Origin of the sequence: Catellatospora coxensis (assembly GCF_016862635.1) — a bacterium.
GTDB classification, from domain to species: Bacteria; Actinomycetota; Actinomycetes; order Mycobacteriales; family Micromonosporaceae; genus Catellatospora; species Catellatospora coxensis.
Window position 1 is genome coordinate 1 of record NZ_BONI01000058.1, and the last position, 22,523, is coordinate 22,523.

A 22,523-nucleotide genomic window follows, 5' to 3' on the forward strand; every position below is an offset into this window, starting at 1 on the left:
GTGCCGCCGTCCACGACAGTGGCCGGCGGCACGCGGCGCGCCTGGATCAGCCGGTCAGGCCCGCGATGATCGCGGACACCAGGCGCGGCACGTAGTCGGCCGGCACCGGGTTGCGGGTGACCGCGAGGTGCCAGTAGACGGGGCCGACGATCAGGTCCACCGCCAGATCGGGATCGGTGTCGGCGGGCAGTTCGCCGCGCTCGACGGCGCGGCCGATCAGCAGCGCCCCGATCTCGTGCTGGTTGCCACGCAGCGCCTGCTGCAGCTTCTCGCCGATCTGCGGGTTGCGGGCCGCCTCGGCCAGCAGGTCCGGGATCACCTGCGACGCCAGCGGATGCCGCAGCGCCCGGGTCAGGATCTGCAGGAGGATCATGAGATCCCCCTGCAGCGTCCCCGTGTCGGGCAGCGGCAGCTTCTGGCCCGCGAGGCCGGACACGATCTCCAGCACCATCTCGAGCTTGGAGCCCCACCGGCGGTACACGGCCGTCTTCGCCACACCGGCGCGCCGGGCCACCGCCTCGATCGACAGCCGGCCGTAGCCGACCTGGGCGAGTTCCTCCACCACCGCGGCCTGGATCGCCTCGGTGATGTCCCCTCTCAGCACGGCCGCCCCCGCGGGGACGCGCCTACTCTCTGCCAGCACGTGCATACGATAGCGCAGCGACGCAACGGTTGCGTCGCGACGCGCGGCCGACTAGCATCACGTTTACGTCGATACGGTGGCGTCTCTTCCTTTGCGTCGGCTACCGTGTGTGACCGCCACTCATCCCCAGTCTGGAGATCGGAGCCCGTACCATGGCAGAAGCTGTGGTGACAGAGCCTTATCCCACCGTCGCACCGGCCCAGCTCGCGGCCCGTTACGGCCTGCGTGCCGCGGGTGAGCGGCCGGGCATCCGCGAGTACATCCGCTCGCTGTGGGCCTACCGGCACTTCATCGTCGCGTTCGCGAACGCACGCAACGTCGCGACGCTGACCACTGCACGGCTCGGGCAGCTCTGGCACGTACTGACCCCGCTCACCAACGCCGCGGTCTACTACCTCATCTTCGGCGTGATCCTGGGCACCAGCGACCGCATCGAGAACTTCGTCGCCTACCTGTGCTGCGGCATCTTCATCTTCGGCTACACGTCGGCGGTGGCTTCGGCCGGAACGGTGTCCATCACCGCCAACCTGAACATGATCCGGGCGCTGCAGTTCCCCCGGGCCAGCCTGCCGCTGTCGGTCACCATCACCCAGCTGCAGCAGCTGCTGGCCTCGATGGCCGTGCTGATCGCGATCGTGCTGGTCACCGGCGAGCCGCCGCGGCTGGCCTGGCTCACCCTGATCCCGCTGCTGCTGCTGCAGACCGTCTTCAGCGGCGGCCTGGCCATGCTGCTGGGCCGGCTGGGCTCGAAGATCGTCGACCTGAAGCAGATCATGCCGTTCGTGCTGCGCACCTGGCTCTACGGCTCGGGCGTGTTCTACAGCCTGACCACCGCGACCGACAACATGCCGACCTGGGCCTCCACCCTGCTGCACCTCAACCCGATGTTGGTCTTCATCGAGCTGGCCCGCGAGGCGCTGATCACGACCACCCCGCCGTCCCACTTCTCGGTCGAGTCGATGTGGCTCGTCGCCCTCGGCTGGGCGATCGTGATGGGCGCGCTCGGTTTCTTCTACTTCTGGCGTGGCGAGAAGGAGTACGGCCGTGGCTGAGACCAGGATCCCCACCGTCGTCGTGGACGACGTGCACATCGTCTACCGGGTGCACGGCGCGGCGAAGGACAACTCCCCGCTGGGCGCGCTGCGCCGGATCGCCTCGCGCGGTCCGTCGGCGACCGTGCGCGAGGTGCACGCGGTCAAGGGCGTCAGCTTCGTCGCCCACGAGGGCGAGGCCGTCGGCCTGATCGGCACCAACGGCTCGGGCAAGTCCACCCTGCTGCGGGCGATCGCCGGGCTGCTGCCCGCGACCAAGGGCGCGGTCTACACCAAGGGCCAGCCCTCGCTGCTCGGCGTGAACGCGGCGATGATGGCCGACCTGTCCGGCGAGCGCAACGTGGTGCTGGGCTGCCTGGCGATGGGCATGCCCAAGGGCGAGGTGCGCACCAAGACGCAGGAGATCATCGACTTCTCCGGCATCAACGAGCGCGGCGACTTCAGCTCGCTGCCGATGCGCACGTACTCCTCGGGCATGGGCGCCCGCCTGCGGTTCTCGATCGCGGCGGCCAAGAAGCACGAGGTGCTGCTCATCGACGAGGCGCTGGCCACCGGTGACGCCAAGTTCCGCAAGCGCAGCGAGGACCGCGTCCGCGAGCTGCGGGCCGGCGCGGGTACGGTCTTCCTGGTCAGCCACTCCCTCAGCTCCGTTCGCGACACCTGCGAGCGGACGATCTGGCTGGAGTCGGGCGTGATCCGGATGGACGGGCCGACCGACGAGGTCCTCGCCGCATATGAGGAATTCAGCACCGCCAAATGAGTCTCACCAGCGACTATAGAATCGGATTCGCCATCGGTACGGGTCCGTTGAACAGCACGGCAAAGGAAACGAGGAGGACCCCTTGAACGGAAAGCCCATCCCCCCGGCACGACCGGTGATCGGTGAGGCCGAGATCGAAGCCGCCGTGCGCGTCCTGCGCAGCGGCATGGTCGTACAGGGCCCGGAGGTCAAGGCGTTCGAGGACGAGTTCTCGACCCTGGTGGACGGCCGGCACAGCGTCGCGGTGAACTCGGGCACGTCCGCCCTGCACCTGGCGCTGATCGCGATGGGCGTCGGCCCCGGTGACGAGGTCATCGTGCCGTCGTTCTCCTTCGCCGCCTCCGCCAACGCGGTCCGCCTGGTCGGCGCCGAGCCGGTCTTCGCCGACATCGAGCCGGGCAGCTTCTGCCTGGACCCCGACGCCGCCGCCGCCGCGATCACCCCGCGCACCGTGGCGATCATGCCGGTGCACCTCTACGGCCACCCCGCCGCGATGGACCGGATCATGGCGCTCGCCGAGCGGCACGGCCTGGCCGTCCTGGAGGACGCCTGCCAGGCGCACGGCGCCGCGCTCAACGGCACCCCGGTGGGCGCGTTCGGCATCGCCGGCACGTTCAGCTTCTACCCCACCAAGAACATGCACTCGCTCGAAGGCGGCATGATCACCACCGCCGACGCCGAGTTCGCCCGCACCCTGCGCCTGCTGCGCAACCAGGGCATGGAGCAGCGCTACGCCAACGAGATCGTCGGCGCGAACATGCGGCTCACCGACGTCGCCGCGGCGGTCGGCCGGGAGCAGTTCAAGCAGCTCCCGCAGTGGACCGAGCAGCGCCAGGCCAACGCCAAGTTCCTCGACTCGCGGATCACCGCCGTGGTGACCCCGCCGGTCTCGGACAACGCCAAGCACGTGTACCACCAGTACACGGTCCGGGTGCAGGGCGGTAACCGCGACGCGGTGCAGCAGGGCCTGACCGAGAAGGGCATCGGCAGCGCGGTGTACTACCCGACGCCGATCCACCGCCTCAAGCCGTACCTGACCGCCGAGGGCAAGGTCAACCCGGCGTGGGACCTGCCGGAGACCGAGAAGGCCGCCGCCGAGGTGCTGTCGCTGCCGGTCTTCCCGTCGCTGACGGCGGAGGAGCTGGAGTACATCGCCGACGGCGTGAACACCGTGGCGGGCAAGCTGTGAGCACCGAACGCAAGCTGCGCGCCGGCCTCATCGGGCTCGGCGCGATGGGCCGCAACCACGCCCGCGTGCTGTCCAACCTGGCCGGCGTCGAGCTGGTCGCGGTCGTCGACCCGATGGGCGACAGCACCGGCACGCTCCGGGTGCCCGTGGTCCCCACGGTCGCCGAGCTCATCGCGCTGGGCATCGACTACGCGGTGATCGCCTGCCCGACCGCGCTGCACGAGGAGGTCGGCCTGGAGCTGGCCGCCAACGGCATCTGCGCGCTGATCGAGAAGCCGCTGGCTCCGTCGATCGAGGGCGCCCGCCGGCTGGTCGACGCGTTCGAGAAGGCCGGCCTGGTCGCGGGCGTCGGGCACATCGAGCGCTACAACCCGGCGCTGCAGAACCTGCGGTCCCGGCTGGAGGCGGGCGACCTGGGCGAGGTCTTCCAGGTGGTCACCCGCCGGCAGGGCCCGTTCCCGCACCGCATCGCCGACGTCGGCGTGGTGATGGACCTGGCCACCCACGACATCGACCTGACCAGCTGGGTCACCGGCCAGTCGTATGTCTCGGTGTCGGCGCACACGGTGTTCCGCAGCGGCCGCCCGCACGAGGACATGGTCGCCGCGGTGGGGCAGCTCAGCGACGGTTCCATGGTCAACCACCTGGTGAACTGGCTGAGCCCGCTCAAGGAGCGGTCCACGGTGATCACCGGCGAGAAGGGCTGCTTCGTCGCCGACACGCTCACCGCGGACCTGACGTTCTACGCCAACGGCGCGATCACCACCGAGTGGGAGGCGCTGCGCTCGTTCCGCGGCGTGGCCGAAGGTGACATGATCCGGTTCGCCATCCCGAAGCGGGAGCCGCTGCTCGTCGAGCACGAGCGCTTCCGTGACGCGGTGGAGGGCAAGCCCAGCGACATCGTGACGCTGCGGCAGGGCCTGCGTACGGTCGAGGTGGCCTCGGCGGTGCTGCAGTCGGCGAAGACCAGGTCAACGGTCGCACTTCCGGAGAATATGTAACCGGTGGCAAACTCCACTGGCTGAGACGACAGTGACGCCGATGGCCCACCAGCGAACCGCCCGTCCGGGCTGCGTTGGCGGGCCATCGGCTTGATGATTTCCTGCTCACGGAGGACCGAATGACATCCCAGGTCAGGCAGCCGCGGCTGGTCGTGGTCGTCGCCAACGACATCAGAGGAGATTCGCGGGTCCAGAAGACGGCAATCGCCGCGGCACGGGACGGCTGGGACGTCACGGTGGTGGGTAGCACCGATGCCCACGTCCTCGAGAAGACGACCATGGGCCAGCTGAAGGTGATCCGCGTACCGGCGGCCAAGCCGAAGTCGCAGAGCCGTCTGGGCCGCACCGCGGACCGGATCGCCCAGACCGGCAAGGATGCCGACAACCGGTCCCGCGCGAAGGGCATCGGCCGCGTCGGCGACCTGGGCATGCGCTTCGCCCGCCGCGTCGTGGGCAAGGTGCGCCACGAGGTCCGCGAGCTGCGCGCGCGCCGCACCTCCCGGGTCGCGCCGTCCGGCGACTGGCGCCGCGATTGGCCCCAGCTGGCATCGCTCGACAAGACGTTCGGGCCGGTGATCGACGAACTCGAGCCGGACCTGATCCATGCGAACGACATCGCGACCATCGTCATCGCCGCGCACTGCGCCGAGCGGCTGAGGGCCCGCGGGCTGGCCTGCTCATGGATCTACGACGCCCACGAGTACATCCGCGGCGTGCAGTGGCCGACCCGCCAGCAGGCCAGCGCATACACCAGTGCCGAGCGCGAGTTCATCTCCGCGGCCGACGCCGTGGTGACGGTCTCGACGCAGCTGGCGCAGATGCTGCGCGACGATTACCGGCTCCCGACCAGCCCCGTGGTCGTGGGCAACTCGCCGGTACGCGAGATCATCGCCCCGACCAGCGAGAAGAGCCTGTCCGTCCGCGCGCTGTGCAACCTCGCCGACGACGTTCCACTCATGGTGTACGCCGGCTGGCTGGGCAAGGAACGCGGCCTGGACACCGTCGTCGCCGCGATGCCGAAGCTGCCCGGCTACCACCTCGCGCTGGTGGTGGGCCGGTCCAACCCGCTGCTCAAGCAGCTGCTCCTGCAGGCCGAGACACTGGGTGTGCGGGACCGCATCCACCTGCTGCCCTACGTGCCGCAGCACGAGGTGGCCGCCTACCTGCACTCGGCCGACCTCGGGGTGATCCCGTTCCGGCGGGTGCCCAACACCGAGATCTCGCTGCCCACGAAGATCTCGGAGTACCTGCACGCCCGCCTGCCGCTGGTCACCAGCGACGTCAAGGTGGTCCGCGCCTTCGTCGAGGAGCACGGCATCGGCGAGGTGTTCCCGGCCGAGGACGTCGACGCCTTCGCGGTGGCCGCCGAGAAGGCTTACCAGCAGCGTGCGGTGCTCTCCGCAGGGATCACCGAGGAGATCCTCGACGACCTGTCCTGGGAGCACCAGAGCAAGGCGCTGCTGGCCCTGTACCGGAGCCTGTCGGCGCGGGTGCCCGCCGTGCCCGCCGACATCCCGTGGGACGTGCAGGAGGATCCGCCGCCGGTGGACCCGCTGCTGGTCGGCGACTGGCGGGAGATCGGGGACACCAGGGTCCGGCTGGGTCTCGGCCCGGCCAACTACGCCGGGCAGGGCGCGGCCTTCGCCAAGGCGATCTGCCGGGAAATGGTCGACGTCTCGGCCGAGGTCGTGATGATCCGCCAGCCGGAGTCGTTCGGCTTCCCGGCCAACGTCTACATCGACGTGAATCGCCTGGCCGACTTCAACGTGCAGTCGCAGCAGATCCACCGCGTGCTCGGCCGCTACACGCACGTGCTGGTCGACGCGTTCATGCCGGTCTTCGGACACCTCAACGGCACCACCATCGAGGGCGACCTCGCCATGCTCGGCCGCGCCGGGGTCCAGGTGGCCATCCTCGCCCACGGCAGCGAGATCCGCGACCCGCGCCGGCACCTGAAGAACCACGAGTTCTCGCTGTTCCGCGACGCGCCGGTGGGCATCGCCGCCCAGCTCGCCAAACGCGCCGAGCGCAACCGGAAGATCGCCGAGTCGTGCGGGCTGCCGCTGTTCGTCACCACACCCGACCTGGTCGAAGATCTCCCGACGGCGACCTGGGCGCCGCTGGTCATCAACATCGACCTGTGGGCTTGCGACCGGCCGGTGATGGAGCGCAAGCGGCCCATCGTGATGCATGCCCCTTCCAAGCGCTGGACCAAGGGCACGGACCGGATCCTGCCCAGCCTCACCCGGCTGCACAAACGAGGCGTCATCGACCTGCGGCTCGCCGAGGGCATCCCCTGGGAGCAGATGAAGGACCTGGTCAAGGAGTCCGACATCGTGCTCGACCAGTTCACCACGGGCGCCTACGGCACGCTCGGCTGCGAGGCGATGGCCGCCGGCAAGCCGGTGGTCGCGTACATCAGCGAGCAGGTGTCCCAGGCGGTGGGCCCTGACCTGCCGATCGTCTCGGCCAACCCGAACAACCTGATCAGCGTGCTGGAGTCGATGCTGAACGACCGGGCCGGCACGGCTCGGATCGGCGCGGCCTCGGCCCGGTTCGCGCGGGAGTTCCACGACGGGCGGCGCACCGCCGCCGCGCTGGCGACCTTCCTGCGCTAACTCTCCGATGGAAACGGCGCGGCCCGGTGGCACTTCTGCCCCGGGCCGCGCCGCGTTTCCACTGAACCGCGCTCACACCACCGTGCGCAGGTACGGCACCTTCCCGGCCAGGTGCGACAGCACGAACGAGACCGCCACCACCACCGCGTACGCCCCGGCCGTCAACGCCAGCGACGTGCCCTGCCCGACCTCCGGCACCAGCAGCTGCACGACCCTGAGCACGAGCAGGTGCACGAGGAAGACGCCGAACGTCGCGTCGGAGAGCTTGCGGAGCCGGTCGCCCGCGCGCTCGGACAGCGTCCAGCGCGCGCCCAGGCTCACGGCGATGACGAACAGCAGGCCGGAGACGATCGTGGTGACCAGGCCGCTGGCGTTGACCGGCAGCAGGGCCTGCAGCCACGGGTACTCGGGGCGGATGCCGTACTGCCAGACGACCTCGGCCTGCAGCACCAGGGCCACCACCGCGGCCAGCGCGATGCCGCGCCGGCTCAGCAGCACGTTGCGCAGCGCCCAGCCGGCCAGGAAGAAGCCGACGTAGGGGAACCAGCGGTTCCAGGCACCCAGCGAGATGCCCCGGCTCTGGTTGAGCAGCTGGGTCACCCCGGGGATCATGTACGCCACCACGGTCCAGAACACGGCCACGCCCGCGGTGATCCGCGCCCGGCGGTCGCCGCCGTCCTTGAGGAACGCGGCCAGCACCGGCGCGATCACGTACAGCCCGGCGATCAGCCAGAGGAAGTAGAGCGCGGTGTAGACCTTGCCGTCGATGACGTTGATGGCCAGCCGGCCCAGGCCGGGGCGCTCGCCCTGGATCATCATGCGCACCAGCACCAGGTAGACCAGGTGCCAGAACACCAGCGCCGGCAGGATCCGGGCGAACCGCTTGCGGTAGAAGTGGGCCGGTCCGGCGGCGTGCGCCCGGGGGGCGAGGACGAGCGCCCCGCTGATCATGATGAAGACCGGCACACACCAGACGGCCCCCATGTCGATGGCGGTCGCGATCCACCACGGCAGGGTGCCGCGCAGATCGTCGTTGCCGACCATCAGGCCGAAGACGTGGATCGCCACGACGCCGAGGATGGCGGCGACGCGCAGGGCGTCGAGACCGTGGTTCCGAGTGGCCACACGCTCCACCGGCGCGGGGGTGGCGACCGGCGAGGCATCGACGAGGGGAGTTTGCACCGGTGCATCCTATGGGCCGGTGCGCCGGGCGACCAGAGATGTCGATCACGAAAAACCGGACTGTACCGGCATTCCGCCCGCCTGGGCAGCCCTGATCCACTCGCACCCGTGCTGGCCGGAAGGGCGGTTACCCTACACTCGTCAGCGGCCTGTAGGCGATGCGGTGTGGCGAGGGCGATCATGGAGCAGGGCGTGGCGCGCAACGGAGCTTTCCGGGGCCGGGTGGTGATGCTGGTCGACAACGGCGTCAAGGGCGACTCGCGGGTGCAGAAGCAGGCCCGCTCCGCCGCCGACGCCGGCTGGGAGGTCGTGCTCCTGGGCGTGGCGCCCGGCCTGAAGACGGTGACCTGGAAGCTCGGTGAGGCCGACGTACGCCTGGTGCCGATGCCGCGCAAGTTCAGCCAGCGGGCCAACGGCTGGGTGCGCCGCAAGGCCTCCGGCGCGAAGCGCCGCCTGCGCGGCACGACGCCGGCCGCCACCGCACCGGCCGCCGCTCCCGCCACGTCGCCCGCCGCAGCCGCTCCCCCCGCCCCGCCGAAGAAGCGGCGGCTGGACGGCATCCGCACGGCCGGCGAGAAGGTCGGTCGCGGGGTCCGGCGCGGCTGGGACAACACGGCCCTGGTCGTGTACAAGAACGTGCTCGGCGACAGCGCCTGGCGCCGGCTCGACCCGCAGCTCTGGGCGTTCGAGGTCGCCTTCGGCCACGTCGTCGACTCCCTGCGGCCCGACCTGATCCACGCCAACGATTTCCGGATGCTGGGCGTCGGCGCGCGTGCGGCCGGGCGGCTGCGCGCCTCGGGACACCCGGTGAAGCTCGTCTGGGACGCGCACGAGTTCCTGCCCGGCATCAACCCCTGGATGAACAATCCGCGCTGGCATCCGGCACAGCTCGCGCACGAGCGCATGTACGCCCCGCATGCCGATGCCGTGGTGACGGTGTCGGAGGGCCTCGCCGAGCTGCTGCAGCGGGAGCACAAGCTGCCGCGGCTGCCCGAGGTGGTGCTCAACGCGCCGGGCGGCGACGAGCCTGGGTCCGCCGAGGAGGTGCCGACCGGGCTGCGCGAGTCGTGCGGCATCGACCCGGCCGCCCCCGTCGCCGTCTACAGCGGCGCCGCCGCTCCGCAGCGCGGCCTGGGCATCATGGTGGAGGCGCTGCCGCAACTGCCCGGAGTGCACGCGGTCTTCGTCGTGCCCAGGCCCAACGCGCCGTACCTGCAGCAGCTCAAGGCCCGCGCCCGGGAACTCGGCGTCGCCGAACGGGTGCACGCCCTGCCGTACGTGCACCACCAGCATGTCGTGCGCTTCCTCGCGGGGGCCGACGTCGGCGTGATCCCGATCCTGCACTACCCCAACCACGAGATCGCGCTGATCACGAAGTTCTTCGAGTACTCGCACGCCCGGCTGCCGCTGGTGGTCAGCGATGTGCGCATGATGGCCGAAACCACCCGCGCGACGGGCCAGGGCGAGGTCTTCCGCGCCGAGGATCTCGCCGACTACGTCCGGGCGGTCCGCGAGGTGCTGGCGGATCCGCAGCGCTACCGGGCCGCGTACGACAAGCCCAGCCTGCTGGAGAACTGGACCTGGGAGGCACAGGCCCAGGTCCTGGACGGCATCTACACCAGGCTGGTGCCGGGACGTCCGCCCGCGGGAAACTGAACCACCCGCTGCGCTGCCCGCGGACCTCGGACCCGCCCAGCGCCATACCGTAGACTCCAGCGGAATCCAAGGACGTTGCTGGTGCGCGGGTCGGCAGCAGCCACCGGCCGTTTGCCGCCGAGCCCGGCCCCTGTCAGGATGGACCAGCTCATCCGCCGTTTGCGGCCGTGTTGACCTTGAGGAAGAAAGACAGCATGAAGATCTGTGTGGTAGCCCTGGGAAAGATCGGCCTTCCGCTCGCGGTGCAGTTCGCCGCCAAGGGCCATGAGGTCATCGGCGCCGACGTCTCCGAGCGGGTCGTGAGCCTGGTCAACGACGGTGCGGTGCCTTTCCCCGGCGAGACCGATCTCGACGTCAAACTGAAGGAGGCCGTGGCGGCCGGGCTGCTGTCCGCGACCACCGACACGACCGCAGCGGTGGCCGAGTCCGACGCCGTCGTCGTGGTCGTGCCGCTGTTCGTCGACGCCGACGGTGTGCCGGACTTCGGCTGGATGGACAGCGCCACCCGCGCCATCGCCGCCGGGCTGCGCCGGGGCACCCTGGTCAGCTACGAGACCACGCTGCCCGTCGGCACCACCCGCAACCGCTGGGCCCCGATGCTGGAGGAGGGCTCCGGCCTGACCGCCGGTCGCGACTTCTCCCTGGTCTTCAGCCCCGAGCGGGTGCTCACCGGCCGCGTCTTCGCCGACCTGCGCCGCTACCCGAAGCTCGTCGGCGGCGTCGACGAGGCGTCGGCCGCCCACGGCGTGCGCTTCTACGAGGCCGTGCTCGACTTCGACGACCGCCCCGACCTCGACAAGCCCAACGGCGTCTGGGACCTGGGCTCCGCCGAGGCGTCCGAGCTGGCCAAGCTCGCCGAGACCACGTACCGCGACGTCAACATCGGCCTGGCGAACCAGTTCGCCCGGTTCGCCGACACCGTCGGCGTCGACGTCACGAAGGTCATCGAGGCCTGCAACACCCAGCCGTACAGCCACATCCACTCGCCCGGCATCGCCGTCGGCGGCCACTGCATCCCGATCTACCCGCGGATGTACCTGTGGAACGACCCGGCCGCCACCGTCGTGCGCGCCGCCCGCGAGGCCAACGCCGCCATGCCGGAGTACGCCGTCAACCTGCTCGCCGACGCGTACGGCGACCTGACCGGCGCGAACGTGCTCGTGCTGGGCGCCGCGTACCGCGGCGGCGTGAAGGAGACCGCCTTCTCCGGCGTCTTCCCGACCGTCGAGGCGCTGCGCGCCCGGGGCGCGAACCCGTTCGTCAGCGACCCGATGTACACCACCGAGGAGCTGGCCGCGCACGGCCTGCCGCCGCACCAGGGCGAGGCCGTCACCGCCGCGATCATCCAGGCCGACCACGCCGAGTACCGCAACCTCGGCCCCGCCGAGCTGCCGGGCGTCCGGGTGCTGGTCGACGGCCGCCGCGTCACCGACCCGGCCCGCTGGGCCGGCACCGACCGCGTCGTCATCGGCGGCTGACTCCACCGCAACGGCCATCCGGACAAAGCAGGGCCGCCGCACCTCGGAGGTGCGGCGGCCCTGTTCTCGTGGTCGGAGCGGTCAGTGTGTCGGGTCGAGCACCGACGCGTCGACCTCGGTGCGCTGGCGTGGCACGGCGACTGCGGCCGTCGGCGCCGGCAGGCGCAGCGCGGGGGCGGCCTTGCCGGAACCGCGCAGGGCCGCGAGCCGCTGCGAGGTCAGCCGGTGCGCCAGCCGCAGCAGGGTGTACGCCCCGTAGGCGTCGTAGCGGACCAGCCGGTGCTTCAGCCCCCCGAGACCGCCCGGGGGCAGGTAACCGCCGTCGGGCAGCCGGCGGCGGTAGTCCTCGACGATGCGGCGGAAGAAGGCCTTGCGCATGGACTGCCCGAGCCGCCGGTCATGCCCGATGATCACCAGGTAGTGGTCGAGCATGATCCGGAACAGCGCGGGGCGGAACTGCTCCAGCGCGCCGCCGGACCGCTCCATGACGTCGAAGACCCGCTGGTACTGGCCGAAGACCTCGAAATGGCGGTCGGACACCGAGGCGGTGATCGCCCCGGGCGTCTGCTGGCGGTACAGGTAGCAGACCACGTCGAGCACGTCGATGCTGCCCGCCGCCATCAGCAGCGGGTGGCTGTACGCGGCGTCCTCGTACCAGCCCGCGTGGAAGCGCAGGTCGTTCTCCTCCAGGAAGCTCCGCCGCGCGATCTTGGTGCAGGCCGACTGGGCCAGCCGCAGCAGTTCCGGCCGCCGCGACAGGTGCAGCGGCGTCGGGGCGTCGCCCAGCAGCCCGGCGGAGACCCGGGGCACCACGGTCCCGTCGCCGAACACCTCGGCGTGGTCGACGATCAGCACGTCGGGACTGTGCAGCGCGAGCCGGTCGAGCACCACCCGGACGGCCCCGTCCGGCACCCAGTCGTCGGAGTCGATGTACCAGACGTAGTCGCCCTCGGCCTGCGCCAGACCGGCGTTGCGCGCCCCGCCGAGGCCGACGTTGGTCGTCAGGTGCACCGGCCGCACCCGGGCGTCACGGGCCGCGAACGCGTCCAGGATGGCCCCGCACCCGTCGGGCGAGGCGTCGTTCACCGCGACGATCTCGATCTCGTCGCCGGGGTGGGCGAGCAGCGATTCGAGGCATTCCCCCAGGAATTTCTCCACCCCGTAGACCGGTACGACGAACGAGATGCGAGGGGAGGGCGAGGGGGATTCATGTCTCACGTCAGCAAAGGGTGCCAGACGCGCACTACCGACCGCCAGCCCCAAATGGCCACAAGATCCCCACCGACGGGCCCTATCGACCGGCGCGGATGCGCCACCGTGAGCTGTTTGCCTGGCCGTGGCGGGCCTGCTAACTTCGGCGTTCACGGGTGCCGGCCACCGGCATGCCCAACCGCGGGAGACGACGGGCCAGGACAGACGATGACGGACAGCGTGCCGGGAGCCCCCACGCACAGGGGTCTGAAGGTGCTGATCACCGGCGGAGCCGGCTACATCGGCAGCACGATCGCCACCGCCTGCCTCGACGCCGGCCTCACCCCGGTGATCCTGGACAACCTGTCGACCGGCCGGCGTGAGTTCACCACCGGCCGCGCGTTCTTCGAAGGCGACATCGCCGACGGCGCCCTGGTCGACCGCGTCTTCGCCGAGCACCCCGAGATCTTCGCCGTGGTGCACTGCGCCGCCCTGACCGTCGTGCCCGACTCGGTCGCCCAGCCGCTGCGCTACTACCGGGAGAACCTCGCCAAGACCGTCGACTTCGTGGACCACCTGCTGCGCAACGGCTGCCGCCGGCTGATCTTCAGCTCCACGGCGGCGATCTACCAGCCCGGCCCCGAGTTCACCGTCGACGAGGACTCGCCCATCGGCCCGGTCAGCCCGTACGGCCGTACCAAGGCCATGGTCGAGGCGGTGCTGGCCGACGTGTGCGCGGCCGAGGACTTCGCCGTGATCTCCCTGCGCTACTTCAACCCCATCGGCGCCGACCCGCAGATGCGCACCGGGCTGCAGCTGCCGCGGCCCACCCACGCGCTCGGCAAGATGATCGAGGCGGTGGAGACCGGCGAGCCGTTCCGGATCACCGGCACCGACTTCGAGAGCCACGACGGCACCGGCATCCGCGACTACATCCACGTGTGGGACCTCGCCCGAGCGCACGTCGCCGCTCTCGTGCAGTTCGACGAGGTGCTGGCCGGCGAGCCCGAGCCGCACCTGGCCGTCAACATCGGCACCGGCCGCGGCACCACGGTCCGCGAGCTGGTCGACGCGCTCGACGCCGTCCGCGGGGTGCCCCTGCCGACGGTCGCCGCGCCCCGCCGCGCCGGTGACGTCGTCGGCGCGCACACCCGGGTCGACCGGGCCCGCAAGCTGCTCGACTTCAGCTGCGAATACACCGTCGAGGACGGCGTACGGCACGCTCTGGAATGGGCCGCCGTCCGCGCCGAGCGGCTCGACGCACCGGCCTCCCGCGGCTGACCGGGCTGCCCGCTTCCCCGGACCGCCGGAACGTATCCGGCTAGGCTGATCGTCAGGCGTGACATCCCGCGATCACCAGGCGAGGAGCACTCATGGCGGCGCAGAGCACCCTTCCCGCGGCGGCCTCGGGCCGCTTCTCCGTCGGCGGCGACCTGCCCGTCAACCGCCTCGGCTACGGCGCGATGCAGCTCACCGGCCCCGGCGTCTGGGGCGACCCGGCCGACCCGGACGAGGCCGTCCGCGTATTGCGCCGCGCGGTCGAACTGGGCGTCGACTTCATCGACACCGCTGACTCGTACGGCCCCTTCGTCAGCGAGATGCTGATCAAGAAGGCGCTGCACCCGTACCCGGAAGGCCTGGTCATCGCGACCAAGGGTGGCTTCACCCGGGCCGGCCCCGGCGACTGGCGAGCGGTCGGGCGGCCCGAGTACCTGCGCCAGCAGTGCATGCTGAGCCTGCGCCACCTGGGCCTGGACCGCATCGACCTCTACCAGCTGCACCGCATCGACCCGAAGGTGCCGCTGGAGGACCAGCTCGGCGAGCTGGTGCTGCTGCAGCAGGAGGGCCTGATCCGGCACATCGGGCTGTCCGAGGTGACGGTCGCGCAGATCGAGCAGTCCCGCGCACTCGCCCCGATCGTGTCCGTGCAGAACCTGTACAACCTGGTCAACCGCAGCGCCGAGGACGTGCTGCGGCACTGCGAACAGCAGAACCTCGCCTTCATCCCGTGGTTCCCCATCGCGACCGGCGAACTCGCCAAACCGGGCGGCCCGCTCGACCAGGCCGCGCAGGCGCACGGGGCCAGCCCAGCGCAGCTCGCGCTGGCCTGGCTGTTGCGGCGCTCGCCGGTGATGCTGCCGATCCCGGGCACGTCCAGCGTCGCCCACGTGGAGGAGAACATCGCCGCCGCTGAGATCACCCTGACCGACGACGAGTACCGCGAGCTCGAAGCGGCCGTCTGACCAGCGGCTCAGGCCGGGCCGGACCCGGCCAGTGGCGTACGCGCGGCCGCCGAGGCGAAGCCGAGCCAGGTGTGCCGGTTGCCCGCCCAGCACCAGCCGACCTTCGGCGCGTGCCGCCGGGCGCCGCCGTCCCGGCCCGTCCCGTTGCTGATCCACAGGGCCGGGGTCCGCGCGTCGAGCGACCCGTTCGCGCGCCGCAGCCGGGAGCCGACGGTCATGAAGCACCGGTTGCGCTCCAGCACGTCCGGCCGCTGGAGCAGCCACAGGATGCCCTCGGTGAGGAGCAGCGGCGTACGCCCCGCACCCGCGATAGCGGGCAGCGCCTCATCCGGGCTCCAGTTCGCCATCGCGTCCCCGCGATCGACACCGTGCACCAGGTACAGCGCCGACTCCGGCGGCACCGCGGCGTCGATCGGCGCGAACGCGTCGACGTCGGTCATGTCCTCCACCACGAACCCCGGCTTGCCGTCCCGCACCAGCAGCGGCGCGAGCGCCGACGGCCGCACCCGGTCCGGATGGATAACCAGCAGCGCGTCCGGCGTGCCGCTTTCGGCCGCCTCCCGAACCTGCGCGGCGGTCAACCCCGCCGCCTCGTGCAGCCCCAGCTCGACGAGGCGGCTGGCCTGCTCACTCAGGGCGGCAGCGGCGCGGTCATGACGTACCTCCGGAACGGTTAGAGCTGCGAACGTACCCGAGAACCACGGGACGCGGCCGCAAGTCGTCCGCCGACGCAACCTTCCGCGCCGCCGAGGAGTGAGTACAGAACATGACCACCACGGCGTCCACCCGCGCAGCCGATTTCGAGGGCTTCTACCACGCCCACTTCACCGGCACGGTGCTGCTCGTCTACTCCTTCACCGCGGACATGCAAGCCGCCCAGGACGTCACCCAGGAGGCGTTCGCGCGGGCCTGGCAGCGCTGGCACCAGGTGTCCGGCTACCACGATCCGCTCGCCTGGGTCCGCCGTGTCTCCATCAACCTGACCAACTCCCGCTGGCGCAGGCTGCGCACCGCCCGCTCCTATCTGGACCGGCAGCGCGAGGAGCACGCGGCAGAGGTCAGCCCGGACCACGTCGCGGTCGTGGCGGCCCTGCGCCGGCTGCCGAAGAACCAGCGTTCCGCGCTGGTGCTGCACTACCTCGCGGACCTGTCGGTCGAGGACGTCGCCCAGCACCTCGACGCCCCGGTCGGCACCGTGAAATCGTGGCTGCACCGGGGCCGCAGCGCCCTGGCCGGCACCCTGATGCTGGAGACGCCCGAGGTCACCGCGCCGCCTGCGCAGGAGATCCGGGACCGCGGGCAGGCCCGCCGCCGCGTACAGCTGGCCGCCACCGCCACCGCCGTCGTGGTGGCGTTCGTCCTGGCCGTCCTCACCGTGACCACTCCCACCGCCAAGCCGGTCGTGCCGGCCTTGGGGACCAGCCCGTCGGCGGCCCTGCCGCCCGGCTGCCTGCCCGGTCAGATCCCGGTCGACCTCGCCCTGCCCGACTCGGAATCGCAGGTGCTGGTCAACGTCTTCAACGGCACCAAGGCGGCCGACCTGGCCGAGAACGTCTCCTTCGACCTCCGCAACCGGAAGTTCACCATCGGCACCATCGGCGACGAGACCGAGCACCGCGACGTTGTCGCCGTCCTCCGTTACGGACCGCAGACCGTCGGCGAGGCCCAGGTGCTGCGGGCCTACCTGCTCGTGGAGCCCGTCGAACTCGAATTCGACCCCCAGCGCACGACCGCCGACGTCGATCTCGTGGTGGGCGGGCAGTTCAAGCAGTTCGCGACCCCGACCGAGATGCGCCAGAAGATCGCACAGCTGGGACAGCCGACCCTGCCACCCGGCACCTGCAAGCGCTGACCGCCCGTACCCGCCCGAGCCGGGGGAACACCAGGTGTTCCCCCGGCTCAGCTGGTCGCCGTTCCGGCGAAGCGATCACCGAGCACGGACGGCAGAACGTCGGCGAGGATTCCGTATGCCGGGTCCCGGGTCAGCCAGAGCAGCTTGTGGCGCGAGCCGTCGCGCAGCACCAGCCGTAAGCCATGCGCGGTGACGCCTCTGACCAGACGTGCTCGGTCCACGGACTCGAAGGTGACGACCTTGTTCGTCGCGTGCTCGGCCAGGACGCGGGTGAGGGCGGCCTCGGGAAGCTCGGCGCGGGGCAGTGGCGCGGTGACCGTCGGCCCCAACCCGTTCGCCCTCGACTCCGCCCGGCTGAGACGCCGCCGGACCAGCCCGGTCGGCGTCAGCCACAGCTCGCCGTGAACCCAGTCGAGCCATCCGGTCGTGCAACTCCGGCTGATGCATTCGGCCACAGTGATCACGGGCGGAACCATAGCTTCTTCCACACGGATGCGGGGGGCAGGATCACACGACCACAAACGACAGCCGAGCTCGTCGAATTCGCGCCGGCTGATCGAGCTGTAGCACCTGATGCGCTCATCGCGCAGAATTCGGCGGTGGTGCCATCACCCTTCACCCCCGCTGACGGCGAACGCCTGTCACCTACCGTCCTGGAGTCCGCCCACCGGACACGCGCCGCTCGACTCGCCGAGCTGACCGGCTGGACAGGCCGCCGGCCGCACCCGCCGAACTGGCAGGCGCTTGAGATCGCCTTCAGCCGACCCTTCCCGGCTGATTTCAAGAGTTACGTCGAGTTGTTCCCGCCCGGCGCGTTCGGCTTGGTGCAGGTGTTCCATCCGTTCGACCCCGCGTTCGTTCTCCTCTGCGACACCCGCGCCTACGTCGAACAACTGATGGCCCGCAACGATCCGGCGAACGACGAACCGGATCTGCCCCGGTTCGGCGACCAGCCCGGTGAGCTGTTCGCGTGGGGCTCGGTCAACGGCGAGTACGAGCTGTGCTGGGAGATCACCGCCGACGACCCGGATACCTGGACCTGCGTCGTGGCGGACATCCCGATGCGCTCCGCCGAGCGCTACGACGGCGGGATGCTCGATCTGCTCCTGGACGTGCTCGGCGGCACTCCCGGGCGGATTCCGTCGCTTGACTACCTCCGCGAGATCCTGCCGATGCCCTTCAGCCCGTACGGCCATGTCACGGAACCCGGCTGAACCACGTCACAGCTGATCAGCGCCGATCCTTGGCGGGTTGCGGCAATCCGGGCCGCGGGCGAACCCTCGCCGTCGGGAGAATCGGCGCAGGGGATCATCGACTCATGAGCGCTCACGAGACCGGCCGCTTCGCCGCCGTGCCCCAAGACGACGTGCAGGCGGTGACCTCGGCGACTGAGGTCGCCGAGGTCGTCGAGCGGATGCTCCACGACCTGCGCGCTCACCCGACCGCGTGGGAGAACGGCACCCTGGAGCGGTTCCTCGACTCGCTGGCCCGCTGCCTGAAGGCCCAGCCACAGCTGTACGCCAACCTCGGTCGGCAATACCCGGCCGCGGCGGAGTGGCGCTTGTTCGCAGAAGCCCTCATCGCCGCCAGCGGCTACGAGTAGCCCTGGAAGCGCTCGTTCAAGCGCGTCCGCCACCGGTGGACGTAGTTCCTGATGCCGTCCTCGGTTCGGGGCATGGCCAGCCACTCCTCGGCCGCGCGCCGGAACTCGCGCAAGGCGATGGTCTCGGTCTGCGGTCCGTAGTCGACCGGCCAGCGGTCGAGGATGTCGTCGAGCTCCCCCCAGATCGCATTCAGCTCGCCCGCACCCCACATGTCCTCGAAGTAGGGCGATTGCGTGCACTGCCACCTGACCTCGTCGACAAGGTCGCACACCGCCGGCAGATCCGCCGCGGTCAGTATGCGCCGGACGAGCGGGTCGATCACCGCCGCGAACGCCGTGATCAGGTCCGTCTGCCGGGAGTCGGTCATCACCGCAGCATGGCATCAGGCCGAGGTCAAGAATAAGAAATGCCTGATCATCGAGGTGCCCCCGGCAGGAATCGAACCTGCGACCTGCGGTTTAGGAAACCGTTGCTCTATCCCCTGAGCTACGAGGGCGCGAGTGCACAGTCTAGCGACTGGCGGGACATCTCGCGGTACGAGGTCGTCCGAGCCCTCTGCCGTGTTCTCCACCCTGCTCAGACCCATCCCGCTTTACAAACCGTACGTACGTACTGTTAAATCCGAGAGTGATCAGCAAGCTCCTCCCCGCCCCGGGCACCCCGCGCGTCCTCATGTTCGCCACCCTGGTGAACACCTTCGGCAACGGCGCCTACCTCACCACCAGCGCGCTCTTCCTCACCCGCTCGGTCGGCCTGAGCCCCGCCGAGCTGGCGATCGGCCTGAGCGCCGCCGCCCTGGCCGGCATGGTGCTCACCACCCCGATGGGCTACCTCGCCGACCGCCGCGGCCCGAAGCAGGTGCAGATCGCGGCGCTGATCGTGCTCGCCGCCTGCTTCACCGGCCTGACCCAGGTCCACCACCTCTGGTCGTACGTGCTGATCGCCTGCGTGATCGCCGTCGCCGACGCGACCGTCAAGGCGGCGAACGGCGCGATGATCGCGGGCGCGGTGCCGCCCTCGGAGCGGGTGCGCACCAGGGCCTTCATCCGCTCCACGAACAACGCCGGCATCGCGCTGGGCACCCTGGCCGGCGGCCTGCCGCTGCTGCTCGACGTGCGCGCCGGCTACCTCGCGGTGCTGCTGGGCAACGCGGTGACGTTCCTGCTCGCCGCGGCCGTCGTCACGCGGGTCGCCGCCGTGGCGCCCGCGGCAGTGCCGCCGGGCGGGCCGCGGATGGTCGCCCTGCGCGATCGGCCGTTCCTGACGTTCGCACTGCTCGACGGGTTGGTGGCGGCGCTCTACAACGAGGTGCTGAGCCTGGCGCTGCCGCTGTGGCTGGTCGCGTACACGGGCGCGCCCGTCGCGCTGGTCTCCGCGGCGCTGCTGGTCAACACGATCGGCTGCGTGACCTTGCAGGTATGGGCGTCACGCGGCACGCACACCGCGGCGGACGCGGTCGGGGTGGCCCGCCGCGGGGCGCTGGTCGTGGGCGCCTCGTGCGTCCTGTTCGGCCTGTCGGCGGGGCGGCCGTCGTGGCTGGTGACGGTGCTGGTGTTGGGGGCGTCGGTGGTGCACGTGCTGGGCGAGCTGTGGCTGTCGAGCGCGACGTTCGCGGTCGTCTTCGACCTCGCCCCGGACTGGGCGCAGGGCCAGTATCAGGGCGTGCACCAGACGGGGCGGCAGATCGGCAACATGGTGGGGCCGCCGCTGATCACGGCCCTCGTCATCGGCTGGGGCGCGCCGGGCTGGAGCGCCCTCGCGGCGATCTTCGCGACCGCGGGGCTGGTCGCGCCACACGTCATCCGCTGGGGGCTGCGCCGCGCCGCCGGCCGCGCCGCAGCGGCCACCGCAGTGCCCGCGGCGGCCAGGTGATCCGCCGCGTACCGTCCCACCGCTCACGCTGCGTGCCGCCGCGAACGGTGTGCACGCAGCGCTGCCGGTAAGGCGTGATCGGCGGGCTCAGCGGTTGGGGCGCAGGGTCCAGATGATGGTCATCTCGCCGGTGGTGACGCCCGCGGCGTCGGCGATGACGATGTTCACCTCGAACTCGGGCCGCTGCCCGGCGTCCAGTTCGGACACCACGTCCGCGGGCGGCCGGGACAGGGTGGCGGTCGCGCTGACGTCGCCCATGGCCAGTTTCCTGTACGCGATCTCCGCGCGCACCGCGAGCGGCGTGGCTCGGTGCAGCTGGTCGCCGAACGCGGCGAGCACGATCGCGCCGGAGGCCGTCTCGGCGAGGGTGAACATCGCGCCGGCGTGCGGCCCGCCGACGTGGTTGTGCACGGCGGGGTCGTCGGGCAGCGTGGCGACGGCGCGTACGCCGTCCGCGTCCACGGTGATCTCGGTGAACCGGGTGCCGATGGTGCGGGCGAAGGGCACGGTGGCCAGCAGGCCCTCGGCGACAGCGGTGGCGTCGATCGTCATGCCGCCACGTTACCCACGAGTAACTAAGTGGGCAAGGCGCAATGAAAGATCGCCGTTTCCGGTCGAGATCTGTGTGGGTACCCAGATCTCGATCGGAAACGGCGATCTTGAAAGCCGCTGAGCGGTGACCCGTCAGCGCCAGCCGACGTCGATCCGGTCACCGCGCTCGTCGAAGAAGTGCAGCGCGTCCATGCGCACCGCGATGGACAGCGGGTGGCCCGAGGCGATCTGCGGATACGGCGCGAGCCGCACCGCCAGCTCGGCAGCCCGCCGGTGGTGGCGGCCCGGGTCGGAGAGAACGCTCTCCCGCTCGCGGTGGGACGGCCGCTCGACCACCGAGGTGGCAGCCCCGTTGGAACGGCCCTTCATCCGGTTGATGACGTGGCCGAAGCGGCGCAGCCGGGAGCCGTGCTCCTCGGCCTCGGCCGCGGATCGGCCGATCTCGTCGACCACGACCGCGGTCGCGCCGATGTCCACGAAGGCCAGCGACTCGTGACCGTGGTGCTCCAGGTAGCGGATCCGGCCCTGCAGCACGTCGCCCGGGGTGTCCGGGGCGACCGGCGTGAGGGCCTCGGCCCGTACGCCGATGACGATGCGCTCGCCGTGGAAGTGCGACACGGCGCGGGCGCGGATGTCGTCCCACTTCAGGTACAGCGACTGCTCGCCCAGGTTGAGCTGGACGTAGCGGTCCAGGTGCACGTAGACCGACGCCTCCAGCAGGTTCATGCGCGGGCTGCCCAGGAAGGCGGCCACGTAGAGGGTGGCCGGCTTGCCGTACACCTGCGTCGGCGTGCCCACGTCCTGCAGCACGCCCTTGCGCATGATGGCGACCCGGTCGGCCATGGTCAGCGCCTCGGCCTGGTCGTGCGTCACGTACACGGTGCTCACGCCCAGCTCGCGGACGAGTCCGGAGATCTCCGCGCGCAGCTCGGCGCGCAGGCCGCTGTCGAGGTTGGACAGCGGCTCGTCCATCAGGAAGAGCCCGGGGCGGCGCACGATGGCGCGGCCCATGGCCACGCGCTGGCGCTGGCCGCCGGACAGCTGGCTCGGCTTGCGGCCCAGCACGTCCCCGATGCCCAGTGCGCTGGCCACGTCGGCGACCCGCTCGGCCCGCGGCTCCGGCTCGATGCCGGACAGCCGCAGCGGGAAGCCGATGTTCTCCCCGACGGTCATGTGCGGGTACAGCGCGAAGTCCTGGAAGACCATGGCGATACGCCGGTCGCGCGGCGGAAGCTGGTTGGCCAGCTGGCCGTCGAGCATGATGGCGCCGCTGCTGGGGTCCTCAAGCCCGGCGACCATGCGGAGCACGGTCGACTTGCCGCAGCCCGACGGGCCGAGCAGCACCATGAACTCCCCGTCGGCCACGTCCAGGCTGACGTTGTCGACCGCTACGGTCCCATCTGGAAAAACCTTGGTGACGTCTTTGAGCGCGACGGTTGTCACCGTCTCCTCCCACAGCCCTCGATCCGGCCCCGAATCTGGACACACTCTCGAAAAATAGCCCGTCTTCCTATCGGGTAAACGTTCCATGTTCAGGCGGTCACGGACGTATTACCTTGCCCACCGCGCAGTTCACGACGCTGCGGAATCGTCTGCGAACACACCGTGTCTCTTTCGGAGGGTGTGTTCG

The 22,523-nt window shown here is 70.7% G+C and carries 21 protein-coding genes and 1 tRNA gene; 13 read left to right on the forward strand and 9 right to left on the reverse strand.

The features are described 5' to 3' along the window. Window positions 1–46: 46 nt before the first annotated feature. Window positions 47–643 (reverse strand): TetR/AcrR family transcriptional regulator, encoded by a 597-nt coding sequence (locus tag Cco03nite_RS28685; RefSeq protein WP_203695617.1) that lies wholly within the window; start codon window positions 641–643, stop codon window positions 47–49. A gap of 152 nt (window positions 644–795) precedes the next feature. On the opposite strand from Cco03nite_RS28685, the gene Cco03nite_RS28690 reads away from it, so the two are divergent. The 5 genes from Cco03nite_RS28690 (at window position 796) to Cco03nite_RS28710 (ending at window position 7,263) form a co-directional block, all read left to right on the forward strand. Further along, complete coding sequence (locus tag Cco03nite_RS28690) at window positions 796–1,695, forward strand: ABC transporter permease (RefSeq protein ID WP_203695619.1); 900 nt, start codon at window positions 796–798, stop codon at window positions 1,693–1,695. After that, window positions 1,688–2,455: an ABC transporter ATP-binding protein gene (locus Cco03nite_RS28695; protein ID WP_203695621.1), complete on the forward strand. Its 768-nt coding sequence runs from the start codon at window positions 1,688–1,690 to the stop codon at window positions 2,453–2,455. Before Cco03nite_RS28690 ends, Cco03nite_RS28695 begins: the two co-directional genes overlap by 8 nt. 82 nt (window positions 2,456–2,537) lie before the next feature. Further along, window positions 2,538–3,644, forward strand: a complete 1,107-nt coding sequence (locus Cco03nite_RS28700; protein WP_275412085.1) for a DegT/DnrJ/EryC1/StrS family aminotransferase — start codon at window positions 2,538–2,540, stop codon at window positions 3,642–3,644. Next, window positions 3,641–4,645 (forward strand): Gfo/Idh/MocA family protein, encoded by a 1,005-nt coding sequence (locus Cco03nite_RS28705; RefSeq protein WP_203695623.1) that lies wholly within the window; start codon window positions 3,641–3,643, stop codon window positions 4,643–4,645. Before Cco03nite_RS28700 ends, Cco03nite_RS28705 begins: the two co-directional genes overlap by 4 nt. Window positions 4,646–4,764: 119 nt before the next feature. Further along, window positions 4,765–7,263 (forward strand): glycosyltransferase family 4 protein, encoded by a 2,499-nt coding sequence (locus Cco03nite_RS28710; RefSeq protein ID WP_203695625.1) that lies wholly within the window; start codon window positions 4,765–4,767, stop codon window positions 7,261–7,263. Window positions 7,264–7,335: 72 nt separating this feature from the next. Here the strand turns inward: Cco03nite_RS28710 and Cco03nite_RS28715 are convergent, their stop codons facing one another. Beyond that, complete coding sequence (locus Cco03nite_RS28715; protein ID WP_203695627.1) at window positions 7,336–8,445, reverse strand: acyltransferase; 1,110 nt, start codon at window positions 8,443–8,445, stop codon at window positions 7,336–7,338. A 180-nt stretch (window positions 8,446–8,625) separates the two neighbouring features. On the opposite strand from Cco03nite_RS28715, the gene Cco03nite_RS28720 reads away from it, so the two are divergent. Together Cco03nite_RS28720 and Cco03nite_RS28725 are read left to right on the forward strand one after the other, a co-directional pair. Beyond that, on the forward strand, window positions 8,626–10,101 hold the full coding sequence (locus Cco03nite_RS28720) for a glycosyltransferase family 4 protein (RefSeq protein WP_373314350.1): 1,476 nt from the start codon (window positions 8,626–8,628) through the stop codon (window positions 10,099–10,101). A 194-nt stretch (window positions 10,102–10,295) separates the two neighbouring features. Continuing rightward, window positions 10,296–11,579: a nucleotide sugar dehydrogenase gene (locus Cco03nite_RS28725; protein ID WP_203695636.1), complete on the forward strand. Its 1,284-nt coding sequence runs from the start codon at window positions 10,296–10,298 to the stop codon at window positions 11,577–11,579. An 81-nt stretch (window positions 11,580–11,660) separates the two neighbouring features. Here Cco03nite_RS28725 and Cco03nite_RS28730 read toward each other — a convergent pair whose 3' ends face one another. Further along, the gene (locus Cco03nite_RS28730; RefSeq protein WP_203695638.1) at window positions 11,661–12,797 is read right to left on the reverse strand and encodes a glycosyltransferase family 2 protein; all 1,137 of its coding nucleotides are present in this window, start codon (window positions 12,795–12,797) and stop codon (window positions 11,661–11,663) included. Between the two features lie 201 nt (window positions 12,798–12,998). Here Cco03nite_RS28730 and galE point away from each other — a divergent pair, with 201 nt between their 5' ends. Both galE and Cco03nite_RS28740 read left to right on the forward strand, forming a co-directional pair. Beyond that, a complete protein-coding gene (gene galE, locus Cco03nite_RS28735) occupies window positions 12,999–14,051 on the forward strand; it encodes a UDP-glucose 4-epimerase GalE (protein ID WP_239167740.1) in 1,053 nt (350 codons plus the stop codon). 92 nt (window positions 14,052–14,143) lie between these two features. Next, window positions 14,144–15,013, forward strand: a complete 870-nt coding sequence (locus Cco03nite_RS28740) for an aldo/keto reductase (RefSeq protein WP_203695640.1) — start codon at window positions 14,144–14,146, stop codon at window positions 15,011–15,013. An 8-nt stretch (window positions 15,014–15,021) separates the two neighbouring features. Here Cco03nite_RS28740 and Cco03nite_RS28745 read toward each other — a convergent pair whose 3' ends face one another. Further along, window positions 15,022–15,648 carry a DUF5701 family protein gene (locus Cco03nite_RS28745; protein ID WP_203695720.1) on the reverse strand — a complete coding sequence of 209 codons (627 nt, stop codon included), beginning with the start codon at window positions 15,646–15,648 and terminating at the stop codon, window positions 15,022–15,024. 131 nt (window positions 15,649–15,779) lie between these two features. Here Cco03nite_RS28745 and Cco03nite_RS28750 point away from each other — a divergent pair, with 131 nt between their 5' ends. Further along, the gene (locus Cco03nite_RS28750) at window positions 15,780–16,865 is read left to right on the forward strand and encodes a sigma-70 family RNA polymerase sigma factor (RefSeq protein ID WP_203695642.1); all 1,086 of its coding nucleotides are present in this window, start codon (window positions 15,780–15,782) and stop codon (window positions 16,863–16,865) included. A 47-nt stretch (window positions 16,866–16,912) separates the two neighbouring features. On the opposite strand, the gene Cco03nite_RS28755 is transcribed toward Cco03nite_RS28750, so the two are convergent. Beyond that, window positions 16,913–17,329, reverse strand: coding sequence for a hypothetical protein (locus Cco03nite_RS28755; RefSeq protein WP_203695644.1), 417 nt, complete (start codon window positions 17,327–17,329; stop codon window positions 16,913–16,915). Window positions 17,330–17,464: 135 nt separating this feature from the next. On the opposite strand from Cco03nite_RS28755, the gene Cco03nite_RS28760 reads away from it, so the two are divergent. Continuing rightward, entirely contained in the window at window positions 17,465–18,079 is a 615-nt protein-coding gene (locus Cco03nite_RS28760; RefSeq protein WP_203695646.1) for a hypothetical protein, read from the forward strand. Between the two features lie 104 nt (window positions 18,080–18,183). Next, the gene (locus Cco03nite_RS28765) at window positions 18,184–18,468 is read left to right on the forward strand and encodes a DUF7660 family protein (protein ID WP_203695648.1); all 285 of its coding nucleotides are present in this window, start codon (window positions 18,184–18,186) and stop codon (window positions 18,466–18,468) included. Here the strand turns inward: Cco03nite_RS28765 and Cco03nite_RS28770 are convergent. Both Cco03nite_RS28770 and Cco03nite_RS28775 read right to left on the reverse strand, forming a co-directional pair. Next, window positions 18,459–18,836, reverse strand: coding sequence for a hypothetical protein (locus Cco03nite_RS28770; RefSeq protein WP_203695649.1), 378 nt, complete (start codon window positions 18,834–18,836; stop codon window positions 18,459–18,461). The genes Cco03nite_RS28765 and Cco03nite_RS28770 overlap by 10 nt on opposite strands. A 56-nt stretch (window positions 18,837–18,892) precedes the next feature. Continuing rightward, window positions 18,893–18,965: transfer RNA gene (locus Cco03nite_RS28775), tRNA-Arg, on the reverse strand. Between the two features lie 131 nt (window positions 18,966–19,096). Between Cco03nite_RS28775 and Cco03nite_RS28780 the strand changes: the two genes are divergently transcribed. Beyond that, window positions 19,097–20,341, forward strand: coding sequence for an MFS transporter (locus Cco03nite_RS28780; RefSeq protein WP_239167742.1), 1,245 nt, complete (start codon window positions 19,097–19,099; stop codon window positions 20,339–20,341). Between the two features lie 87 nt (window positions 20,342–20,428). Here Cco03nite_RS28780 and Cco03nite_RS28785 read toward each other — a convergent pair whose 3' ends face one another. Together Cco03nite_RS28785 and Cco03nite_RS28790 are read right to left on the reverse strand one after the other, a co-directional pair. Then, a complete protein-coding gene (locus tag Cco03nite_RS28785) occupies window positions 20,429–20,893 on the reverse strand; it encodes a DUF4442 domain-containing protein (RefSeq protein ID WP_203695651.1) in 465 nt (154 codons plus the stop codon). A gap of 132 nt (window positions 20,894–21,025) precedes the next feature. Then, a complete protein-coding gene (locus Cco03nite_RS28790; protein WP_203695653.1) occupies window positions 21,026–22,336 on the reverse strand; it encodes an ABC transporter ATP-binding protein in 1,311 nt (436 codons plus the stop codon). Window positions 22,337–22,523: the final 187 nt, after the last annotated feature.